This is a genomic window from Confluentibacter lentus (assembly GCF_002806995.1).
Lineage (GTDB): Bacteria > Bacteroidota > Bacteroidia > Flavobacteriales > Flavobacteriaceae > Confluentibacter > Confluentibacter lentus.
On the sequence record NZ_NIHE01000002.1, the window covers coordinates 336381 to 359339 of the forward strand.

A 22959-nucleotide genomic window follows, 5' to 3' on the forward strand; every position below is an offset into this window, starting at 1 on the left:
ATTTACAAAATTACTGATAGCCTAGTATATTAGTAACAAAGAAGTTGCAATTATGATTGAAATAAGTATTTTTTGATTAAAAAAAATGGCGCATATTATAAATATACGCCAACTTGCTATTAATTATCTAAATTTTCAAGTGAAAATTTTGAAGGGTACAAATATCATATTATCAAAAAAAATGTTATGTAACATTTGTTACATAACATTAAATGATAACGTTAAAGGTTAAAAAAATAGATTTAAATAATTATTTTATAATTATTTTCTTGTTTATTACTCCATTAGCAGTCTTTAGTTTTACAATATGAATTCCCGAACTAGGCGTTATTGGTATCGATACATCTTTTGATGAGTTAACTTTAATTATTTTTTTGTTCTGGCCAAGCATATTATATAAGCTGACTTCTGAAATATTAACACTATGCTCGTTAATGATTTTTAATTCAGATATTTCTGCGTAATAAAATACTGATATTGTATTATCAATATCAACTTCGCTCGAAGCTTCCGTTGTGGAAGTTGCTTCACCTGGCCGAAATACGAGTTTAAATCTATCGTTATAGGTTCCAGGCTCTAAATAAATCTCAAATGGCTTATCAGTGAACTCAATCACTTCTTTGGTAACCTCGTCTTTAATATAAAGGTTTAGTTTTGAATCTATGTTTTCAAGTGAATCCACTTTAATTCGTACCATCCCAGCTTTTTTAACAATTAGACCCATCGATAATTCTTGGGATTTATCAAAATCACCAACCCCTTGTATTACAAATTTACCCCCTTCAATAATCCAATACATGTCTTCTTGGTTAACATCAACCATAAAAGCATCATAACCTATATCAAATTTATTAGATGCTTTTTCGCTTGTACCAAGCACAAGCTGTCTGTGATAGCCATGTGGGGAATCGTACATCAATCGGATTATAGGATTATTGGCAGTAATTTGTTTATTAGTTTCGGTTCCCCTTTCTCTTGTCGCCGCTTTTCTTCTATCTGTTTGTTTTAAAAACAAAGATGTCGCTCCCTCTTCCATAGCAAAAACACGTTGGCTGTTTTTGAAAACGATATCCCCACCATTAACAGTAGCAATAGGAACCCCATTATCGTTATTAAAGCCTTCAATATTTGTTGACACAAAAAAACCTTGGTTTACAGGGATATATTGCCCTGGAATTTTTGACCCAGTTGATAAATTAGCATCAATTCTTGTATCATTCGAAATGGCAACTGCTCCTCCAATTAAACTGTATGTTGCATAACCACCTACATAATCTTTTAACACATGGGAGTTTTGTTCTCCAAAATGATCCCAAAAATACAATGCGCCGTTGATAACGGTTCCATTGGTATTGTTTCCGCCATCCGCTACACTTAAATTGTCCAGTATAAACTTTGTAGCATCTATGGCCGAAGGATATGGGTTACCTATAAGCCTGTCAACTTCTCCAGAGCTATTATTCAACGGCAAGGTAATATCTCCATTGTTTGGCAAACCTTTAAACACATAGTTTTGATTATTTGTAATCAATGTTGATCCGGACGTACCTTTCATTGTAAACCCTTCTCCAGGTAGCAAAGAGCTAATCTGGTTTATCTTTGTCCATGAACTATAACTATCGCTTGGTCCATAAAATTTATACAACCAATAAGTGCTTATCGTTTTGGGTGTTGATGGCGTATTTGAGTCGGCCGCAAATGCCGATGTGCTAAACGTTAATTGTTGATAGGCTGATGATGTTGTACCATCATTTAGAAAATCAGTTAATGAAGTACTTGCATTTATACTTGGCACACCTATGCCCCTACTTCCCGAATCCCCAGCTATGGGACCAACAGAAGATGACCAATAATTGTAGTTAAATGAATTTGCCGTACCCTGTTGATCTCTTTCTATATAGCCTCCACTATCGGCATCTATAATACTTCCTTCGGGCTGTAAAAGTTGTGATTCACCTTCTAAATCTATAATACCATCAAGCTCTAAATAATTAGTTATGGTCAAACTGTGTCCTGTACCTGTGCCTGTAGCGATATTTGTAGTACCACTCATAGTTAGAGTTCCTGTTTCTAAAATCAAACCAGAAACCGTGATATCCCTATTTCCAGAACTCACATTATTGGTTAATTCAATAATATTCCAATCAATAAGAGTAACCCCATCTATGCCAATAGTATTTGGAATATATATATCACTGTTATTTAACCAAGTGGTAGCTGTATCCCAACTACTATCTCCATTTGTTTCGTAAGGCAGTGGTGCCGTTACAATTTGGGAACCTGTAATATTCTGTGGTATGCCATCAACACCAGAACTAGAACTATCAAATGCCGTATTGGAGTCTAAAGGATAATACCCTATTAAATTGGCCCATAACAATCCTCCAGATATATTAAGTTTGGTTACTGATCCTTGAACATTTATACTATTTTGTTGAATGTGTTGATTCATCATTTCCCTAATTTGAACTTCGCTTAAGGCTACATCCCAAATACGGACTTCTTGTATAGCTCCATCAAAATAATTCATTTGGGTAGGTGAGGTAGAGAAATTTCGTGTGTCTGCACCAATTAAAAAATCATTTGTTGTATTAACTGGGGCTGAGAGTGGTGATACCGAAACAACTTCAATGCCATCAATAAACATCTTAACAATAGCCCCGTCGAAAGTAACGGAAACATAGTGCCATTCATTATTTGGAATGGCATAAGGGGATGTGATATTTACAACCTCATTGTTTGAGTTATCATACCATATTAAATTTGGAAAATTATTTTTTAAACTTAAATGATATCCTGTTCTTAAAGAAGCATCTATATTACCTTTTGAAAGTATCGTTCCTGTTGCTACGGTCGATTCTTGGAACACCCAAGATTCCAACGAAAATGAGCCTGTTAAATCATGATTATCTGCAAAATCAACATATTCATTTGTCCCATTAAAATTAATTAAGTAATCAATAATATTGATGGTATAATCTTCAACTTCACCGTCATAACCTGCATCACAACTCAAGGGATAAGTCCAGTACCTTGTAGCAACGCGCATGCGTGTTGAACCTATAACGGCACCCGCAGGAGGTGTAATGGCCATAGGCGAATTGGATGTAGGCTGGTCAACAACATTTGTTGCAAATCCCATATCGTACTCTTCTTCTGAATCATTAAAATCGCCATCTCTATTCCAATCTATCCATACTTTTGTATAAACGGTATAATTACCATCAGTATTAACTCTTACTGTTAAGTTATGTGTTGAGCTTTTATATATGTTGGTAGATAAACCCGTAAAGTCTTCATATGCATTATCCTTTGGTATTTCGTTGTCTGCGTTGTTAATGGTATTAAAGGACACATAAGTTACACTAGTATCCCAAGAGGTATTTCCTTCAGAATCACAATAATCACCAACTCCTTGTATGGTAAATGTATATGGGTTTTCGTCAGAATCATTATTTGCAATGGATATGGTCGCTGTATGAATTCCAACAGTTGTGGGGTCATAAGTAATGGTAAATGTTGTACTACCTCCAGAAGAAATTGTAGCACTTGGACTTGCTGTTAATGTAAAATCGGCAGTAGCTCCCGTTATGGTAATATATGGACTTGGATCCGTTAAATTTACATCCATACTCCCTATATTTTGAATTGTAAATGTATGGGAAACTGAACCAGAAGATGTTAAAACGCCTCCAAAATCGGTGTCATCTGATGCAGATATGTCCATATTTCCATCAGGAATATCAATGCCATTTCCGATTATATTAATTTCTGGCCCAACAATAAGGGTTTGCAATGCACTTAAATCTACAATTTGTATTTCATGTGACAACATACTATTATTTCTATGGGACCAATGAGCCGCTTGGGTCGTGGATTTTAAATAATAATTTCGCCAACCTCTACCATATTGATTTCCATTACCACTTGTTGAAGTAAAACCTACAACAAAAGCCTGATTTATATCTGAAAGTCCTGCACTAGAGATGTTTATGGTAGTTTCCCCAGCATCGTCTGAGTTATTTTGAAAACGAGTTACATTTAAACCCGTATTAACCAAAACATGAACAAAATGCCTATTGCTTCCAGCAGAATCATGATCACCATGAAAAGACCAATCAACCGTCTGATTATTGCTTCCTGGATTCATTAATGGCCATAAATCGGCAATGGCATCATTAACGCCACTAGCATTCGTATCCGCTCTAAAATGACTAAAGATAACAGCATCACTCCATGAAGGCACATTGGTTGCCGTTCCTGTACCATCTGATCCATTTCTTATAGTTATGGAACCAGTATCAGAATTTGTATTACCAGAATCACCATGTAAAACAGTCCAATTACTTCCCGTAAATTCAACTAAAGTAATATAAACTGTAACGTTATTACCGTTTGAACCTTTTTGCACCCTTAATGTTGTCGCATTTTCCAAATATGCTATAGCAGTACCAGAATCAGCATCTTGAGATGTAGCATTATTCATTATACCTGTAATGAAAGGAATACATTTGTTAGCGTTGGTTATGCCTGTTAATGCTTGGGTTACACTATTAGTTGTTCCGTTTAAACTAACAGCATATCTACCTCTTACAATAAGCTCATTACCTCCTCCACTAGGCCCAATATACTCCCAAATAGAAGTATTGAAGCGCATATCTCTATTCACTGAATTTATTTCCCTATAGTAACTTAGCATATTAACACTTGTGAGTTGCCTAGCCCCAGCCATATCGTCACCATGATGATTTCCAGAATTAATTGGAGGGCCAGCATGTGTTTTACGATTGCTATTGGCCAACTCTATGGCATTGTTTAAAGAGCCTACTGGAGTAAATGTTGTATTCGTTCCTCCAATTCTTGGCACATCGTCTTGGATATGTTGTACTTTAAAGTCAGGGGTCTGAGAGTAGGCATTGGATACACCTATTAAAAACCATAACAACATTATTCTAAAATAATGTAGGATAATGAAATGTTTCATCGAGAGATTTATAGCATTTTACATTTCAAAAATAAAATTAATTTTTAAAATAAACGATTAAAAGCAAAATAATACGATAAAATACAAATTATTTACCGTTCATCGATAAAATAGTTAGATTTATTATAATCTTGTATGAAAAAACTGTTTACATATTGAGTAACTACAATCAAAATGGTACATTTAAATAAAAATCTCTATTCATTAAAAATTTTTATCGCATAACAAATAAGAATATAAACACTTTTGTAAAATTCTAACACTAAAATTTATTAGTTTTATTGCTTGAAACTTATAGATAAAAAAATGATTAAACTAAAATTCGCAACACCGATTGCCTTATCGCTTTTACTTAATTGCTTTGCTCAATCTGAAAAAAAAGAATCAATAATTGCCCCTAATGCAACATTAGAATTGGTTAAATCTGACTATAAATTTGCATTTACAGAAGGGCCTTCCGTTAATAAAAAAGGTCATGTTTATTTTTCAGATCAACCTGAAAACAAAATTTATATTTGGGACGAAAAAAAAGGGGTTTCTTTATACACGGATAACGCCGAAAGAGCTAATGGTCTTTCATTTGACAATAAAGGAATATTATATGCTTGTGCAGAAGAAAATAATCAAATAGGTTTTTTTGATAAAAACAAAAATTTTCATATTGTTTTTGAAAATTTCGATGGCAAACATCTTAATGGACCAAATGACTTATGGATATCCCCTAAGCATGGAATATATTTTACAGATCCTTATTGGCAAAGACCTTTTTGGGACAAAGACCATAAAGAAATACAAGATACAAAGGGAGTTTACTATTTATGTCCTAAAGGTGACATATACAGAGTTTTAGACGATTACCGAATCCCTAATGGTATTATTGGAACTCCCGACGGAAGAACACTTTATGTTGCGGATATGGGAGCAAGGCAAACTTTCAAGTATGATATTCTGCCAAATGGTTTGTTATCCAATAAAACTTTGTTTGCCAAATACGGTAGTGATGGAATGACCATTGACAATAAAGGAAACATATACTTTACTACTGCAAACAAAGTAATAATTGTTAGTCCTAACGGGGAAACATTAGAAGAAATCACCATTCCAGAAGCACCAACCAATGTTTGTTTTGGTGGTAAAAAACGAAATATTCTTTTTATTACATCAAGAACTACTAATTACACCTTAAAAATGAATGTAAAAGGTGTAGACAAGGCATAAATTAAAAGATTATAATTTTTAATTTAGTTATTCGTTTATAAATAAAAAAGCCATGCGAAAATGTATACTTATTGCTATTATATTTCCTTTACTATCTTTTGGTCAAGCAAATAAGTTATTAAGACAAGGCTTAAAGTCAACAAATTTTAATGAGCAAATCGAACTCTTTACCCAAGTCATTCAATTAGAACCCAAAAATCTGGATGCTTATTTTTATAGAGGTCTTGCAAAATATAATCTAGGTGAATACAATGGGGCTATCTTAGATTATACAAAAGTCATATTTTACAAACCAGATGCCGATACTTATTATAATAGGGGCAATTGTAAATTTGCTTTACAAGATTATCAAGGAGCAAAAGAAGATTACACCAAAGCATTGGAATTAAACAAACAACTTTTGGAAGCTATTTATAATTTAGCACTAACAAAAGTTTATTTAGGAGAATTTAAGGATGCCATTACCGATTTTGATAAAATTACCAATATGTTCCCTGGTGATGCTAATGTTTATAACCAAAAAGGAATGGCCTACATGCAACTTAAAGATTACAAAGAAGCCTTTAACAACTTTGCGAATAGCATTTTATTAAATCCAGATAGCAATGCCTTTTACACTCGTGGCATCGCACTGCTAAGTATTAATTATTATAAAGAAGCCCAAGCCGATTTTTATAAGGCCATAGAACTTGATAAAAATAATTTACCATGTTATTTTTACGTAGGTGTAACCCATCTTTTTATGGGAGAATTTATTCCTGCCGTTACAGCTTTTACAGAATCTATTAAATTTGATGCTTTAGACTTTGATGCATATCTAGGATTAGCAATGACACAATACAAGGCCAATGATAAATTACAAGCCAAGATAAATTTTCAGAAGGCAAAAAACATTATAAGTCCGAATACGCCCAATGATAATAGTGCTGAAGTATTTAGTAACACCTATTGGTATAAAAATCAATCTTTCTATTTTAATGATATTTTTAAAGAACTAAATACTTTGTAATACACTTTTATCCTTTGAATTTTAAAGGCAGGTACACTAGTTTTTTGGTTTTATAAAATTCTTCAGAAAAGTAATCACTTAAATTAAAAATCTGAATGTTTCTATAATCTTTTAGTTCATCTTCTAAGTCGCCGCCCTTCAAATATAAAATACCGTTTTTAATGACATGTTTTTGTTCTTTAGCTATTTTTTCTTTTGTCCAATGAACAAAAGTTGGCATAGCTGCTACGGCCCTACTAATTATAAAGTCATAATTGTCATTAATATCTTCAACACGACTATTGGTTGTTTTTACGTTTTTCAAGTCCAATCCTTCAACAACCTCGTCAACAACCTTAATTTTTTTTGCAATGCTATCAACCAAATGAAAAGAACATTCTGGAAACAAAATGGCTAGTGGAATACCAGGAAAACCGCCACCAGTACCCACATCTAAAATCTTGCTTCCATCATTAAAACTGATGAATTTAGCAATGGCCAACGAATGTAAAACATGCCGCAAATAAAGCTCATCAATATCTTTTCTTGAAACCACATTGATTTTTAAATTCCAATCTTCATAAAGCGACTGTAATACTCTGAATTTGGTTATTTGGTCATCGGTAAGATGTGGGAAATATTTTAAAATAAGCTCCATTTACTTCAAATTTTCAGCAAAAATATACTTTTTACAATCATAAATTTAATAAAAAACGTTATTAGTATAAACTGGTTTATACCTATCTTTGCATCGCCTATGGTATAACGCCAAAACTGAATATCATATTAAATTAATAGCATGAGTAAACAAGCACTTTCATTTTCAAGAACAGATTCTGCAAATTTTTTTAGAACGCTTAACAAACGTGTTAATGATTATTTTAAAGAGAATAACATAAAACGTACTGGAAATTGGAAAATTTGGGTAAAAACCATTGTTATGTTTTCGCTGTTTTTAACTCCTTACTTTTTATTATTAACATTAAACATCCCTGGGTGGGCGCAATTATTATTGACCATTGTAATGGGTATTGGCATGGCAGGTGTTGGCATGAATGTGATGCACGATGGCAACCATGGCTCTTTTTCTAATAAAGATTGGATAAACCGTTTGATGGGAAGCAGCATTTACATTCTTGCTGGAAACACTTATAACTGGAAAGTACAACATAATGTTTTACACCACACATATACCAATATTCATGGACATGATGAAGATTTAGACGCTGGGCGTATTTTACGTTTTACCGAACATTCTGAATGGAAATGGCACCATAGATTTCAACATTATTATTCCGTTTTATTATATGGTTTATTGACCATTAACTGGGCTATTACTACTGATTTTATGCAAATGAAGCGTTATATGAAACGTAAACTTTCATATGGCAAATTCCCTAACCCGACTTGGAACTGGAGCAAACTTGTCATTTCAAAAGTGATTTATGTGAGTATTTGGATTGTTATCCCTATGCTTATTTTAAATATTGCCTGGTGGAAAATACTAATCGGCTTTTTTATAATGCATTACACAGCTGGCTTGATTTTGAGTGTAGTGTTCCAATTAGCACATGTAATGGAAGAGGCCGAAATGCCTTTACCTGAAGCCGATGGCACCATGAAAAATACTTGGGCAGTGCACCAGCTTAAAACAACCATTAACTTCAGTACAAAAAATAAAGTCGTCAATTGGTTTACTGGCGGTTTAAACCATCAGGTAGAACATCATATTTTTCCAAATATTAGCCATGTTCATTATACTAAAATATCTAAAATAGTTAAGGAAACAGCTAAAGAATTCGACTTACCATATAACGAATATAAAACAACCCGTAAAGCCATTGTAGCCCATTTTAAACACCTAAGGGACATGGGCATGAAACCAGCTTTACAAGTCTAACCAATATTATTATTTATTAAATGCAATTACTATCCGATAGAATTTTAAACATGGCTACGTCTGCAACTTTAGCAATGGCCGCTAAAGCTAGAGAGCTTAGAACTGAAGGAAAAGACATTATTGGTTTAAGCCTTGGCGAACCAGATTTCCATATCCCCGATTTTATAAAAGACGCCGCCATACAGGCTATTAATGAAAATTATAATTCTTATTCGCCAGTAGATGGCTATGTAGAGTTAAAACAAGCTATTATCACTAAGTTTAAACGTGATAATAACTTAACATATACACCTGCACAAATAGTTGTATCAACTGGAGCTAAACAATCTTTGGCAAATATTGCTGCAGTGATGACCAACAAAGGTGATGAAGTGATTATCCCTTGCCCATATTGGGTTAGTTATGCCGATCTTATAAAACTTAATGACGGCATTCCTGTTGAAGTTCCAACATCTATTGATACGGATTTTAAAATGACTCCAGCCCAGTTGGAGGCTGCTATTACACCAAATACTAAAATGATTTGGTTTAGCTCGCCTTGCAACCCAAGCGGATCTATTTACAGTAAAGAAGAGTTAAGAGCTTTAGCTGATGTGTTGGTAAAATACCCTAACATTTATGTGGTTTCTGATGAGATATACGAACACATTAATTATGTAGGTGAGCATGCTAGTATGGCTCAGTTCGAAGACATGTACGACCGCACAATTACCGTAAACGGTGTATCCAAAGCATTTGCTATGACGGGATGGCGTATTGGATATATTGGTGCCCCAGAAAAAATTGCCCGTGCCTGCAACAAAATGCAAGGACAAATTACTAGTGGTGCTAATTGTATTGCCCAGCGTGCGACGATAACTGCCTTAAATGAACCACCATCTAGAGTACAATATATGATAGATGAGTTTAAAGTACGTCGGGATTTAATCATTGGGTTACTTAGTGAGATTGAAGGTTTTAAAACCAATACACCGGAAGGAGCTTTTTATGTATTTCCAGATATTTCTTATTTCTTTGGAAAAACAATAAAAGGCATGACCATAAACAATGCCTCTGATTTCTCCATGTTTTTATTAGAAAAAGCCTTGGTTGCTACTGTAGATGGAGAATCGTTTGGAAATCCAGATTGTATTAGAATTTCTTACGCTGCTTCACAAGAACAAATTATTGAAGCCATTAAGCGAATAAAAGAAGCTGTTAGTTAACAAAGTTTATTACATAAAAAAGCCGCTAATAATATTAGCGGCTTTTTTATGTAATAAAGATAATCTTTACTGTGTTTTAAAAATTCAATTTATAATAAAAACTGCCTAGAGGTTTTAACGTGTTTTTAATTCCCAAACTAATACAAGTCATGCCTTTAATAATTCTAGACAGTTTATTCTTTTAGTTCATATAACTTCAATCAAAAGTAATATCAATTGGCTTATATTATATTATACAATTCTTGCAAATTATTATAAGATTCTATTAAATAATGCTTAAGGCAAGACACCCTGAGAATAATTGCTTTTACATATTAAACCATCAGTACTATCCATTCTTGATGGCTATCAACTTTAAAACTCATCATCAAAAAACATTTAAACGACTAATTAATACTCCACTAAAATTATTAATGAATAACAAAAAGCTATTTTTACATGAATAAACAAATACACTTAAAATGTTCGCTTAATTTCGCAAAAACTTGATTTAAAATTTAAAGAGTTAATAAATACAACGACTAAACACGTTAAAAGACCCAATAAATTCTGATAATATGGTGACATATTGTAATTTAACACCTTAAAAGGTGACCATATTCATATAAAATTAATGAGTTTATTGAAATTTACATTATTACTTTTAGTCTTATTTGGCTCATTAACTTCCTTTTCTCAAAATGAAGCCAATAACTGGTATTTTGGAGAAAATGCAGGACTTGATTTCAATGATGGCTTAGTAAATGTTTTAGCAGATGGAGCTATGGTAACCCCAGCAGGATGTTCAACTATATCAGACACCGATGGAAACTTATTGTTTTATACAAATGGCCAAACTGTATGGAATAGAAACCATGAGATCATGCAAAATGGTACAAATTTAGCTGGAGACATAAATGGAGTCCAATCATCCCTAATTGTTCCTAAACCAAATGATCCTGACACATATTTTATATTCTGCACGAGATCTGTTCCATCCACAAATCCCATATTAACGACTGGTTTCTTTTTTTCTGAAGTTAAATTTTCTAATACAAATCCTTTAGGGTCCGTAACCATTAAAAACATAAGGCTAATACATAATTCGAGTGAACGTGTAAGCGCCATACATCATGCTGATTCCATTAAAGTAATTACATTCGCATCAGACTCAGCAAATGCCCCAAAAGATACTTTTTTTATTTTTAAAGTATCAGAAAACGGTGTGGATAGAACACCGATTAAATCCAAGCAAAAAGAATTGGTTTCTTTGGGTGGTGCCATAAAAATTTCTCCTAATGGTGAAAAAATTGCTATAGCAGATTTTGGTGGAAATTACATCTATTTATATGATTACAACATTAGCAATTCCACTATTGCCTATAATTCAACTATTAACCCAAACACACCATTTAGCAGAGCGAACCCTTATGGCTTAGAGTTTTCACAAGATTCAAAATTATTATACTTCACCGCTAGTGGATTACTGTTTAAATATGATTTTAACAATAATGACCGTATGTATGAAAAAGAATTTCTATCCAGATACTCAGGTTATGGTGATTTACAATTGGCCACAAACGGCAAAATATATATAGCTACTTCCGCCAACAGGTTAAGTGTTATTAATGATCCCGAAGATTTAGTGGGTAATTCTGGTTTCGAAAATCTTTCTGTTGGATTAAATCCCCATGCTTCCCTTAAAGGCCTCCCAAATTTTGTGACATCATTCTTAAGAAACAGGATCATTACTGAAAATAAATGTTACAATGAACCATTTGAATTTACAACTGATACCTATGCGCCCTTGGACTCCATTCTTTGGGAGTTTGGGGATGGCTCTACATCAACTGATTTTGAACCAACCCATCAATATACCGCAAGTGGAACTTATATGGTAAAAGCTACCATAAATTTCAACAACCAAACAAATGAAGTCTTTAAGGAAGTAGAAGCATATCCTGTCCCTGAGATTGCTCCAAACGAAAGACTTTTAGAGTGCGATACTGATAACGATGGCATCATTTTAATAAATCTAAACAATATTGAAGATAAAGTTTTAAACTATGAGAGGGGTTTTGAATTTTCATTTTTCCATTCCTATAACGATGCTGTAAATGAATCAAATGAAATAGAAAATCCAGAAAATTACACAACTTCTTTTGATGGCAATAACCTAGAGGAACTTTTTGTGAAAATTACAACTCCTAATGACTGTTATACTATAAGCAATTTTTTCATTGAGGCCATTTATAATGAGCTGACAAACATCCTGCCGATATACGTGTGTGAAAATTCAGATTTCAAATGGGATAATCAAGAAGGTCGTTTCGATTTCAAATTGAAGGCTGAAGAGATTCGGGTACAATTCAACATTCCTACATCTTCTGAAATAAACTTTTATGCATCCTCTAATGATGCCCAAACCAAAACAGACCCTTTATGGATAAGCCATGAAAGCGCATCGTCCACTATTTGGGTAAGAGTTGAAACCGAAAATAATGATTGTGCTGGGATAGGTTCTTTTGAAATAGTTGTTAACGATTCCATTGAATTGGATATTGAAAAAACATATACTATTTGTGCCCTAAAACCTTCCATTTTACTTGATGCAAACGAGAGCAATGATTTCTGGGAATGGCTAAACAGTAGCGGAGATATTATTTCTACAAATCAAACAATAGAATTGTCCGAACCAGGAAATTATTCTGTAACCGTATACAAAACCGAAAATGATTTGATGTGTACTCTAACTAAAAATTTCAGCATTACCCCCCCTAAATCAGTGGTTTTTAAAGAAGTAAAATCTGGAGACAACCAAATATACGTTTCTGTGACTGGAAATAGTAGCTACGAGTATTCTATAGATGGTATTAACTATTTTGGCAATGGCAAAGCACATACGTTTAATAATGTAAATGCTGGCTTATACACTGTTTATGTTAAAGATATTAATGATTGTGAAAATCCCATAAGCACTAAAACATACTTTATTGGTTTTCCTAAATTCTTTTCCCCTAATGGCGACGGCTATAATGACACATGGAGGATAGAAGGTATTTCTGAAGATTTTTTTCTATCGGCAGATATTTATATTTTTGACAGATATGGAAAAGTCCTTTGCTATATGGATCTCTCTTCAAACCAAGATGGATGGAACGGACTTTTTAATGGCCAAATTCTTCAATCCAATGACTATTGGTATAAGGCCACTTTAATAGATATTGAAAATAAAACGTTTGTGAAAATGGGACATTTTACTTTGAAGTATTAAATAAAATCCCAAATTAAAATTACCTATTCCTCCAAAAGAAAGGTGTAAATAGAATAAGCACCGTAAACAGCTCAAGTCTGCCAATAAGCATTAAAAAAGAAGACCACCATTTTGCTAATGGCGGTAATGCCGAATAATTATTAACAGGGCCAAAATTACCAAGTGCAGGGCCAATATTGCCCAAACTTGAAGCAGATAAGCCCACTGAAGATTGAAAATCTATTTGAAACATAGAAAACACCAGGGCGCCAATTATAAAGGAAATCATATAGAGAATAAAGAATGCCAAAATATTAAAAACAATAAATCTATTAATGGCCTTATTATTATAACGAACGGGGACGATGGCATTTGGATGTAGTGTCCTTTTAAATTCCAAAAAGCCATTTTTAATAAGGATTAAATGCCTTACTACTTTCACACCACCTGCCGTACTTCCTGCAGAGCCACCCAAAAACATAAGTCCGAAGAAGAAAACCACCAGAAAGGGTGTCCACAATGTATAATCTGCGGTTATAAAACCTGTAGTAGTTACAACTGATAGCACTTGAAACAAAGCATGTCTAAAAGCACTTTCGGCTTCTCCCCAAACCATAGGGTGCTCTATTGACGAAATAGATACATCTGCTCTAAAATAGATAATAAGAGCCGCAATTATTGTAAAAACAAGTACAAATTTAAAATACAGTTTAAACTCTTCGTCATGAATGATTTTTTGAATTTTTCCTTTAAATGCAAAATAACTAAGAACAAAATTAGAACCTGCCAAAAACATAAATAAAACAATGATGTACTGGATAATTGGTTGATGGTTCCAATAAGCGACGCTTGCATTTTTTGTAGAAAACCCTCCAGTTGATAAAGTTGCCATAGAATGATTGACGGCATCAAAAAAAGACATCCCTGCCAGATTGAGCAATAACGTTTCTGCAATGGTATAACCAAAATAAATTAACCATAAACGTTTTGCGGTATCAGTAATTCTGGGATGCAATTTATCACCACTTGGTCCAGGGGCTTCCGCTGCAAAAAGTTGCATGCCTCCAATTCCTAACAAAGGTAAAATAGCTATTGCCAAGACAATAATACCCATGCCACCAATCCAATGTGTGGTGCTACGCCAGAATAAAACACCTTTGGGTATTACTTCAATATCATTTAAAATAGTAGCTCCGGTTGTTGTATAACCAGAAATGGTTTCAAAAAAAGCATTTGTAAAATTGGGAATACTATCTGTTAAAACATATGGCAATGTGCCAGACAATGACATAATAACCCATCCAAAAGCAACTACAATATAACCTTCGCGTTTATTAATTTCTTTTTTATGGCTTCTAGTAAGTAGCATAACTACTACCCCAACAACCGAGGTTACAATACCTGCCAAGCTTATTTGAAATGTTACGCCATCTTTATAAATAAAACTTATAAGGGCAGATAATAACATAAAACCACCATTAAACAATAATAGCAATCCTAGAAAATGAAAAATGATTTTGTAGTTAAGTTTCAATTATATAATTTTTATTTGCCACTGATATACCTATATCTTTAAAATCTTTGAAATATAAAAACAATTCTGAGTTTAGGGCGAATTAATCTACTAAAGGAAAAATTTCTCTACTCTTTTTATAGATTGAAGTAAACAACAAACAACAACACGATCACCCTCTTGAATTTTAAAATTCCCAAGTGCTATCATACCAACACCATTTCTAATGACGCCTCCAATAATAGCTGTTCTAGGAAAATCAATGGATTTAATGGTTTTATTACATACGGCCGATGTTGCTTTCACCTCAAATTCCAATAACTCTGCATTTAAATTACTGAGTTTCGTCATGGCGACCACCTCTCCTTTTCGTATATACCTAAAAATATTATTGGCTGCTAACAATTTTTTATTAATTAACGTATCGATTCCTATGGATTGGGACAGTTCAAAATAATCCATATTTTCAACCAAGGCAATGGTTTTTTTCACCCCTTTGGATTTGGCAACCAAACAAGACATGATATTAGTTTCAGAATTTGCTCCAACCGCAATAAAAGCATCCATTTCTGAAATGTTTTCTTCATCTAATAAATCAACATTCCGTCCATCACTATTAATTACCAAAACCCTAGTTAATTGTTCCGCAAGTTCAAATGCCCTATCCCTATTTTCTTCTATTAATTTAACATTAAAATCTTTTTCGCTTAAATCCCTTGCTGTTTTATAACCAATTAGGGTACCGCCCAAAATCATAACATTCTTAATCGTCCTATTAACTTTTCCTGTAAGTCTACAAAGTTCATCGGCACCACCTTCAGAAGTAATAAAAACCACACTATCACCACGTTTAAACTTAGTATCACCACGAGGAATGATGGTGAATTGTGTTCCAAAACGCTGAATAGCGATAGGCACAAAATGTAATTCGGGAAATATTTCGGCGGCTTCCTTTACGGTTTTTCCAACAAATGAAGCCGATCTAGAAAGTGTTAAACCAGCCATAGTAAGGGCTCCACCTTCAAACTCGTAATTTTCGTTGAAAGACGATTGTTTTAGTGACAATTCAATTTCTGAAGCCGCTAAGGCTTCTGGAGAAATCAACTCATCAATGCCAAATTTTGTAAATCCAACTTCTTCTTTATGCTTTATAAATTCAGTATTGGAGATTCTAGCAATGGTTTTTTTAGAGCCCAATTGTTTTGCCAAAACGCAAACCGTAATATTTGTTGTTTCGCTTGATGTTACGGCAATAAATAAATCACAGGTAGCAACACGCGCTTCTTTTAAAATAGCAATAGATGTGGCATCACCTTTAATAACCCGAATATCCAAATGTGTATCTGCGTATGCTAAACTTGCCTTGTTTGGATCAATTAAAGTTATCTCTTGGGATTCATAAGACAACAATTTGGCTAAATGGAACCCTACTTCACCAGCACCAGCAATAATTATTTTCATCTGTTAAGTATCATAAAAAGTATAACAAATATACTATAAATTAAATACTACGTTTTACAATTATTTATCACAGAGTTGTTTAATATTTATAAATAATTTATTTTCCACATACATAATAATTATTTTGATTTTAATAGAAATTTAAAAGATGAAATAAATTATGTAGGTTTGCCAAAAAAATAGTGATTTGTCAAAGATAAAACCATATAAGAATAGCGATTTAGGGAAAAAAGAACAGGTTACAAAAATGTTTGATACCATTTCTGGTGACTATGATGGTTTAAACCGAGTTATTTCCTTTGGAATTGATATAAAATGGCGAAAAAAAGTAGTCCATATTGTAAAAGAAACCAATCCTAAAATCATTTTAGACATAGCTACGGGAACTGGCGATTTAGCCATTGCCCTAGCCAAAACCAATGCCACTAAAATTATTGGTTTGGATATTAGCAGTGGTATGCTAGAAATTGGAAAAGAAAAAATTAAAAAACAAGGCCTAGACAATAAAATTGAGATGGTTTTAGGTGATTCTGAAAACATGCCTTTTGAGGATAATACATTTGATGCCATTACAGTTAGTTTTGGAGTTAGAAACTTTGAAACCCTGGAAAATGGCTTAAAAGAAATTCTTCGTGTTTTAAAACCTGGAGGTTGTTTTGTTATTTTAGAAACATCTATACCAACAAAAACACCTTATAAACAAGGATACAATTTTTACACAAAAAACATATTGCCAGTTATTGGACGCCTGTTTTCAAAAGACAAAAGTGCCTACACATACTTATGCGAATCGGCTTCTATGTTCCCATATGGAGAGGCTTTAAACAATATTTTACGTAAAATTGGGTTTATTAGTGTTAAAGATTTTCCGCAAACCTTTGGCGTGGCTACCATATATGTGTCATCAAAATAATTATATGAAACACTTTTTTATATTATTATCGTTTTTGTTCATTTTGCAAACTTCCAACGCACAGTTATTCAGAAAAGAAAAAGTGAGTTATGACGCGAATCAAGGAAGAGGCTCAACAGATAATAATTTATTAAGGTGGGGCTATTTTTTAGGTTTTAACAACTACGATTTCAATTTTGACTACAATCAAGATTTAAGGGATATTTATGTTAAACGGAGTACTGGTTTTAATGTTGGCCTTATTGGGAATTTAAGAATCAATGACTATATCGATTTACGTATGGAACCTGGTTTATTAATTTCAACAAGAGAGTTATATTACAGTCAAACTTATTTTAGTGGTAGTCCTTCAAGTTCTGATTTAATGCGTGAAGTGAAATCCACATACATCCATTTGCCTTTATTGGTTAAATTTTCCACCAAACGCATTAACAACTTTAAGCCTTTCATCGTTGGCGGGTTTTCAACAGCACTGAATCTTTCCAGTAATGAAAATAACCCCGATGATAACAGTAACGGACAGTTTAGAACCACAAAGAACACACTATTCTACGAGCTAGGGTTTGGTATTGATTTTTATTTGTATAATTTTAAGTTTACCCCTTCCATTAGAGGCGCATTTAGCATTAATGATGAGCTTGTGCCAGACGAAGACCCAAATAGTCCATGGACAAGTAATATTAACAGCATGAAAACAAGAGCGGTTTTTATAAACTTCACATTTCAATAACTGTTTGTCGTGATGTTGTTTGTTGATTAGTTGATAAACTGTAGCTCAACAAAAAAACTAAACAACAAACTTTTTCCTGAATTCACTTAGTAAAATAGCGGTTGCGGTTGCAACATTTAAACTTTCGGTAGCTTGAATATTACCAAATCTAGGAATTGCTATTTTTTCTTTTATTAATCCTTCTATATCTTTAGAAATTCCATTGGCTTCGTTGCCTAAAACCAAAACACCGTTTTTGGACAAACTTTTGTTGTAAACATTCTCACCATCCATAAAAGTTCCAAAAATGGGCACTTCAGCTTCTTTTAAAAAAGATGGCAAATCAACATAAGTAATATTTACCCTTGATATGGAACCCATAGTTGCCTGAACGACTTTCGGATTAAAACAATCAACCGTTTCATTACTACAAACCAAATCTTTAATCCCGAACCAATCACAAAGCCTAATGATGGTTCCTAAATTTCCAGGGTCTCTTATATCATCTAAAGCTACTATCAATTCATTTGTATCAATGAGTTTTGATTTTGGTATTTTAAAAATAGCAAGCGCTTTATTTGGCGTGGTTAAAAAACTAATCCGTTTTAAATCGGTTTCAGAAATTAAAATTTCATCTTTGTAAATATCTGGGTTGGCACCATTATTGAAACTTTCAGTTGTATAAAGTGTATCCAGTTGTATATTAGAGCTTAACAATTCACGAATCGTTTTAATACCTTCAACCACAAAAAAACCATGTAACAATCTATACTTTTTTTGTTTTAAGCTAGTTATTAATTTTATTTGGTTTTTTGATAGTGATTGCGCCACAATACTGGGTTTAATTTAATTTATATGACTAGTCCTAAAAAATCGACATAAACAGATGAAATATTAGTATTTTTGAATCTGTATAAAATCATTTAACAATCCTTTAAATGGGTTTTAAAATGAAATCGTTCAACTTTAATTAATTAAAATTTTTCATTTAAAATGACTAATGAAAAGTTCAAAAATAAACATCATGTTCAGCATACTAATTGCATCTTGCCAATTTAAAAAAAACAGAAATTAGCAGATGAAAAATCAACTCTCAAAAATAGCATTATTTATTGTCACAATATACATAGTATCTTGTGATAGTACAAAAAGAGTTGCTGAAAATGAGCATTTGCTTACCAACAATACCATTTATGTAAATGGTAAAAAAGACAAAAGCGAAACCATAACCAATCTAATTTCCCAAGAACCAAATCAAAAAATTTTAGGATTTCCATTACGACTTCACTTCTATAATCTGGCAAGACCAAATATAGATTCCATTTTAAATGCAAATCTTGACAAAAACCCTAAGCACCGGGAAAACTTAGAAAATATTCTATCTAAAAAACAATTGGATAAATACATCCAGTCTCGTACTAATTTTAATGAATGGATAAAAAAAACAGGACAAGCCCCAGTAATCGTTGATGAAAACAAATCCATAAGTTCGGTTAAAAGACTTGAAGCTTATCACATAAACAACGGATGGTTTGATGTTGAAGCGTCTTACGATATTCAAAAAAAAGAAAATAAAAGTGCCGATATAGAATATAAAGTAGAAACAGGCAAAGCATTCATTATTGACTCTATTTCGGAAGAAATCTCAACACCAATAATAGATACACTTTACAAAAAATCCATTAAAAAGAATTCTTTAATAAAGCAAAACGAGCAATATAAAACGGCAAATTTTGAAATGGAGCGCAACAGGATCTCAACTGAATTACGTAATATGGGCATATTTCATTTCGGTCAAGATTACATAACCATGGAAATGGATACCATAGGCACCAATAAAAAAGTGAATGTTGCTATCCAAATACAAGACAGAGCCATACGAACTCAAGATACCACCGTGAGGGTTCCTTTTAAAGTCTACACTATTGATGAGGTAAAAATAATTACAGACTATACTTTTGAAAACGAAGGAAAACCATATCAAGATTCTATTTCCTATAACAGTTTCAAGTTATATAGTTATGGTAAAATGCGTTACCGCCCAAAGGCTCTAACAGATGCCGTGTTTATCTCCCGTGGAGAAACTTTTAGGGATTTAGACCGGACGAGAACTTATACATATTTAAATGAATTACGCACTTTTAAATATCCAAACATTGAATATACAGAGAATTCCGATAACACACTTAGCACCACCATTAGTTTAACACCATTAAAAAAATTCAGTTTAGGCTTTAGTACCGAAGTCTCGCAAAGTAATATTCAATCCATTGGATTGTCATTAAATCCAAGCTTATTAATCAGAAATATTTTTAGAGGTGCCGAAACCTTTGAGATTTCTGCTATTGGAGCTATAGGTTCTTCAAAAGACAAAAACAATCCCAATGACCCGTTTTTTGATATCAATGAATATGGTGTTGATTTAAAATTAACCATACCTAGATTTTTCACGCCTTTTTATACGGAAGGCATTGTGCCAAAATATATGTCGCCCAGTACTAGAATGAGTTTATCTACTACCAGTCAAACCAACATTGGACTGGACAAACAGACCTTTAATGGTATTGTAAGTTTCAACTGGAGGCCATCGTCAAAAGTAACCAACAGGTTAGATGTTTTTAATTTGCAATATGTAAGAAACTTAAATGTAGGCAGATATTTTGACGTTTACAGAACATCCTTTAATTCGTTAAATCAAATAGCAAAAGATGTTAATTACATTGGTGCAGATGAGGATTTAATCACTGAGGAAGCAGATACATTTATCGCATACGCTTTAGGAACTCCAACACCGGGTGGCATTTCAGAAAATCAGCTTAGAACCATTAACAATATAGGCGAAAGAAAAAACAGGCTAACCGAAAACAACTTGATTATTTCATCTAGTTTTAGTTTTACTAATGATGAAAGAACCAACTTATTTGATGATGACTTTTCAATTTTCAGATTTAAATTAGAGTTGGCAGGAAACCTGCTATCCACTGCTTCAAAACTTATAGGTCTCGAAAAAAATGAAAACAACAATTATGAAATTTTCAACGTAGCCTATTCCCAATTTGTGAAAACAGAATTGGATTATGTAAAACATTGGAATTTAGGTAAAAAGAATATTCTTGCCATGAGAACCTTTTTTGGCATAGCCATCCCATACGGGAATTCTAATAGCATTCCTTTTTCAAAAAGTTTCTTTGCAGGGGGACCTAACGATAATAGAGCATGGACAGCTTATAATTTAGGGCCTGGAAGTTCTCAAAGTTTAAATGAATTTAACGAAGCAAATTTAAAATTTACTTTTAGCGTAGAGCAACGCTTTAACTTATTTGAAAGCTTGAATGGTGCCTTTTTTGTTGATACTGGGAACATTTGGAATGTTATGGACAACGTTACGACAGAAGGAGCCACTTTTAAAAACTTAAGCTCTTTAAAAGATATTGCCATTGGCTCTGGGTTTGGCCTGCGTTACGATTTTAGCTTTTTTGTATTTCGTTTTGATGTTGGTTTTAAAACTTATGATCCATCCTATCCAAGTGGTGATAGATGGTTTAAAGATTATAATTTTGGCAACGCTGTTTACAACATAGGTATAAACTACCCTTTTTAACTTATTTTTTAAATACTTACACTATAACGTTTTCGCCTTTTTTAAGCTTTTCATGGGCTAAAATCAAGAATATATATTCAAAAAATGATTACTTTTGACTTAATTATTAATAAAATAAAATAAAAATGGGACACAACATAAAACCAGGTGTTGCTACAGGCAGCGAAGTTCAAGCTATTTTTAAACATGCAAAAGAAAATGGCTATGCTTTACCAGCCGTAAACGTTATTGGTTCAAATACTATAAATGGTGTATTAGAAACCGCAAAGGCATTAAATGCACCAGTAATCATACAATTTTCAAACGGTGGGGCACAATTTAATGCTGGAAAAGGCTTAAGTAATGAAGGTCAAAAAGCAGCTATTGCTGGAGCTATTGCTGGGGCAAAACATGTACATATATTATCCGAAGCTTATGGAGTACCTGTTATTCTTCATACAGACCATTGTGCTAAAAATCTTTTACCTTGGGTAGATGGTATGTTGGATGCCAGTGAAAAACATTTTGCCGAAACAGGTAAATCACTTTTTAGTTCCCACATGATAGATTTATCAGAAGAGCCTATTGAAGAAAACATAGAGATTTGTAAAAAATATTTAGCCCGAATGAGCAAAATGGGCATGACTTTAGAAATTGAGCTTGGTGTTACTGGAGGTGAAGAAGATGGTGTTGATAATACCGATGTAGATGATTCTAAACTTTACACACAACCAGAAGAAGTTGCTTATGCTTACGAAGAATTAAGCAAAGTAAGCAGTCAATTTACTATTGCAGCAGCTTTTGGTAACGTACACGGTGTTTACAAACCCGGAAACGTAAAATTAACACCAAAAATATTAAAGAATTCCCAGGATTATGTTTCAAAAAAATATGGTGTAGGACACAATCACATAGATTTTGTATTCCATGGCGGTTCTGGTTCTACGGTTGAAGAAATTCGTGAAGGCATCAGCTACGGTGTTGTTAAAATGAATATCGATACCGATATGCAATACGCTTTTATGAGTGGCATCCGCGATTATATGAGCAGTAAAAAAGACTACCTACAATCTCAAATAGGAAATCCTGAAGGCCCAGATTCACCAAACAAAAAATACTACGACCCACGTGTATGGTTACGTGCTGGTGAAGTGACCTTTGTCGAGCGTTTAAAACAGGCCTTTGCAGATCTTAACAATGTAAATACTCTATAAAAAGATCGTTATGTATAAAAATCCTGCTAGAAGCAGGATTTT

The 22959-nt window shown here is 33.2% G+C and carries 14 protein-coding genes; 9 read left to right on the top strand and 5 right to left on the bottom strand.

The features are described from left to right. Window positions 1-250: 250 nt before the first annotated feature. Entirely contained in the window at window positions 251-4984 is a 4734-nt protein-coding gene (locus tag CDH50_RS05425) for a LamG-like jellyroll fold domain-containing protein (protein ID WP_100610924.1), read from the bottom strand. Between the two features lie 306 nt (window positions 4985-5290). On the opposite strand from CDH50_RS05425, the gene CDH50_RS05430 reads away from it, so the two are divergent. Together CDH50_RS05430 and CDH50_RS05435 are read left to right on the top strand one after the other, a co-directional pair. Beyond that, entirely contained in the window at window positions 5291-6202 is a 912-nt protein-coding gene (locus CDH50_RS05430; RefSeq protein ID WP_100610926.1) for an SMP-30/gluconolactonase/LRE family protein, read from the top strand. Between the two features lie 52 nt (window positions 6203-6254). After that, entirely contained in the window at window positions 6255-7211 is a 957-nt protein-coding gene (locus tag CDH50_RS05435; protein ID WP_100610929.1) for a tetratricopeptide repeat protein, read from the top strand. 7 nt (window positions 7212-7218) lie between these two features. On the opposite strand, the gene rsmG is transcribed toward CDH50_RS05435, so the two are convergent. Then, window positions 7219-7848 (bottom strand): 16S rRNA (guanine(527)-N(7))-methyltransferase RsmG, encoded by a 630-nt coding sequence (rsmG, locus tag CDH50_RS05440; protein WP_100610931.1) that lies wholly within the window; start codon window positions 7846-7848, stop codon window positions 7219-7221. A gap of 141 nt (window positions 7849-7989) precedes the next feature. On the opposite strand from rsmG, the gene CDH50_RS05445 reads away from it, so the two are divergent. The 3 genes from CDH50_RS05445 (at window position 7990) to CDH50_RS05455 (ending at window position 13548) form a co-directional block, all read left to right on the top strand. Beyond that, window positions 7990-9090 (top strand): fatty acid desaturase family protein, encoded by a 1101-nt coding sequence (locus tag CDH50_RS05445; RefSeq protein WP_100610933.1) that lies wholly within the window; start codon window positions 7990-7992, stop codon window positions 9088-9090. Window positions 9091-9110: 20 nt separating this feature from the next. Next, window positions 9111-10295: a pyridoxal phosphate-dependent aminotransferase gene (locus CDH50_RS05450; protein ID WP_100610935.1), complete on the top strand. Its 1185-nt coding sequence runs from the start codon at window positions 9111-9113 to the stop codon at window positions 10293-10295. Window positions 10296-10908: 613 nt separating this feature from the next. Then, on the top strand, window positions 10909-13548 hold the full coding sequence (locus CDH50_RS05455; RefSeq protein WP_100610937.1) for a T9SS type B sorting domain-containing protein: 2640 nt from the start codon (window positions 10909-10911) through the stop codon (window positions 13546-13548). 19 nt (window positions 13549-13567) lie between these two features. On the opposite strand, the gene CDH50_RS05460 is transcribed toward CDH50_RS05455, so the two are convergent. Both CDH50_RS05460 and trkA read right to left on the bottom strand, forming a co-directional pair. Next, the gene (locus CDH50_RS05460; protein ID WP_198513436.1) at window positions 13568-15061 is read right to left on the bottom strand and encodes a TrkH family potassium uptake protein; all 1494 of its coding nucleotides are present in this window, start codon (window positions 15059-15061) and stop codon (window positions 13568-13570) included. Window positions 15062-15151: 90 nt separating this feature from the next. Beyond that, entirely contained in the window at window positions 15152-16501 is a 1350-nt protein-coding gene (gene trkA / locus CDH50_RS05465) for a Trk system potassium transporter TrkA (protein ID WP_100610941.1), read from the bottom strand. Window positions 16502-16688: 187 nt separating this feature from the next. Here trkA and ubiE point away from each other — a divergent pair, with 187 nt between their 5' ends. Next, window positions 16689-17414 carry a bifunctional demethylmenaquinone methyltransferase/2-methoxy-6-polyprenyl-1,4-benzoquinol methylase UbiE gene (gene ubiE, locus CDH50_RS05470; protein ID WP_100610943.1) on the top strand — a complete coding sequence of 242 codons (726 nt, stop codon included), beginning with the start codon at window positions 16689-16691 and terminating at the stop codon, window positions 17412-17414. Window positions 17415-17418: 4 nt separating this feature from the next. Beyond that, window positions 17419-18144: a type IX secretion/gliding motility protein PorT/SprT gene (porT, locus tag CDH50_RS05475; protein WP_100611264.1), complete on the top strand. Its 726-nt coding sequence runs from the start codon at window positions 17419-17421 to the stop codon at window positions 18142-18144. 57 nt (window positions 18145-18201) lie between these two features. On the opposite strand, the gene CDH50_RS05480 is transcribed toward porT, so the two are convergent. Next, entirely contained in the window at window positions 18202-18954 is a 753-nt protein-coding gene (locus tag CDH50_RS05480) for a TrmH family RNA methyltransferase (protein WP_100610946.1), read from the bottom strand. Between the two features lie 247 nt (window positions 18955-19201). Here CDH50_RS05480 and tamL point away from each other — a divergent pair, with 247 nt between their 5' ends. Next, window positions 19202-21724 carry a translocation and assembly module lipoprotein TamL gene (gene tamL / locus CDH50_RS05485; protein WP_100610948.1) on the top strand — a complete coding sequence of 841 codons (2523 nt, stop codon included), beginning with the start codon at window positions 19202-19204 and terminating at the stop codon, window positions 21722-21724. Between the two features lie 125 nt (window positions 21725-21849). Then, window positions 21850-22917 (top strand): class II fructose-bisphosphate aldolase, encoded by a 1068-nt coding sequence (gene fbaA, locus CDH50_RS05490; protein ID WP_100610950.1) that lies wholly within the window; start codon window positions 21850-21852, stop codon window positions 22915-22917. Window positions 22918-22959: the final 42 nt, after the last annotated feature.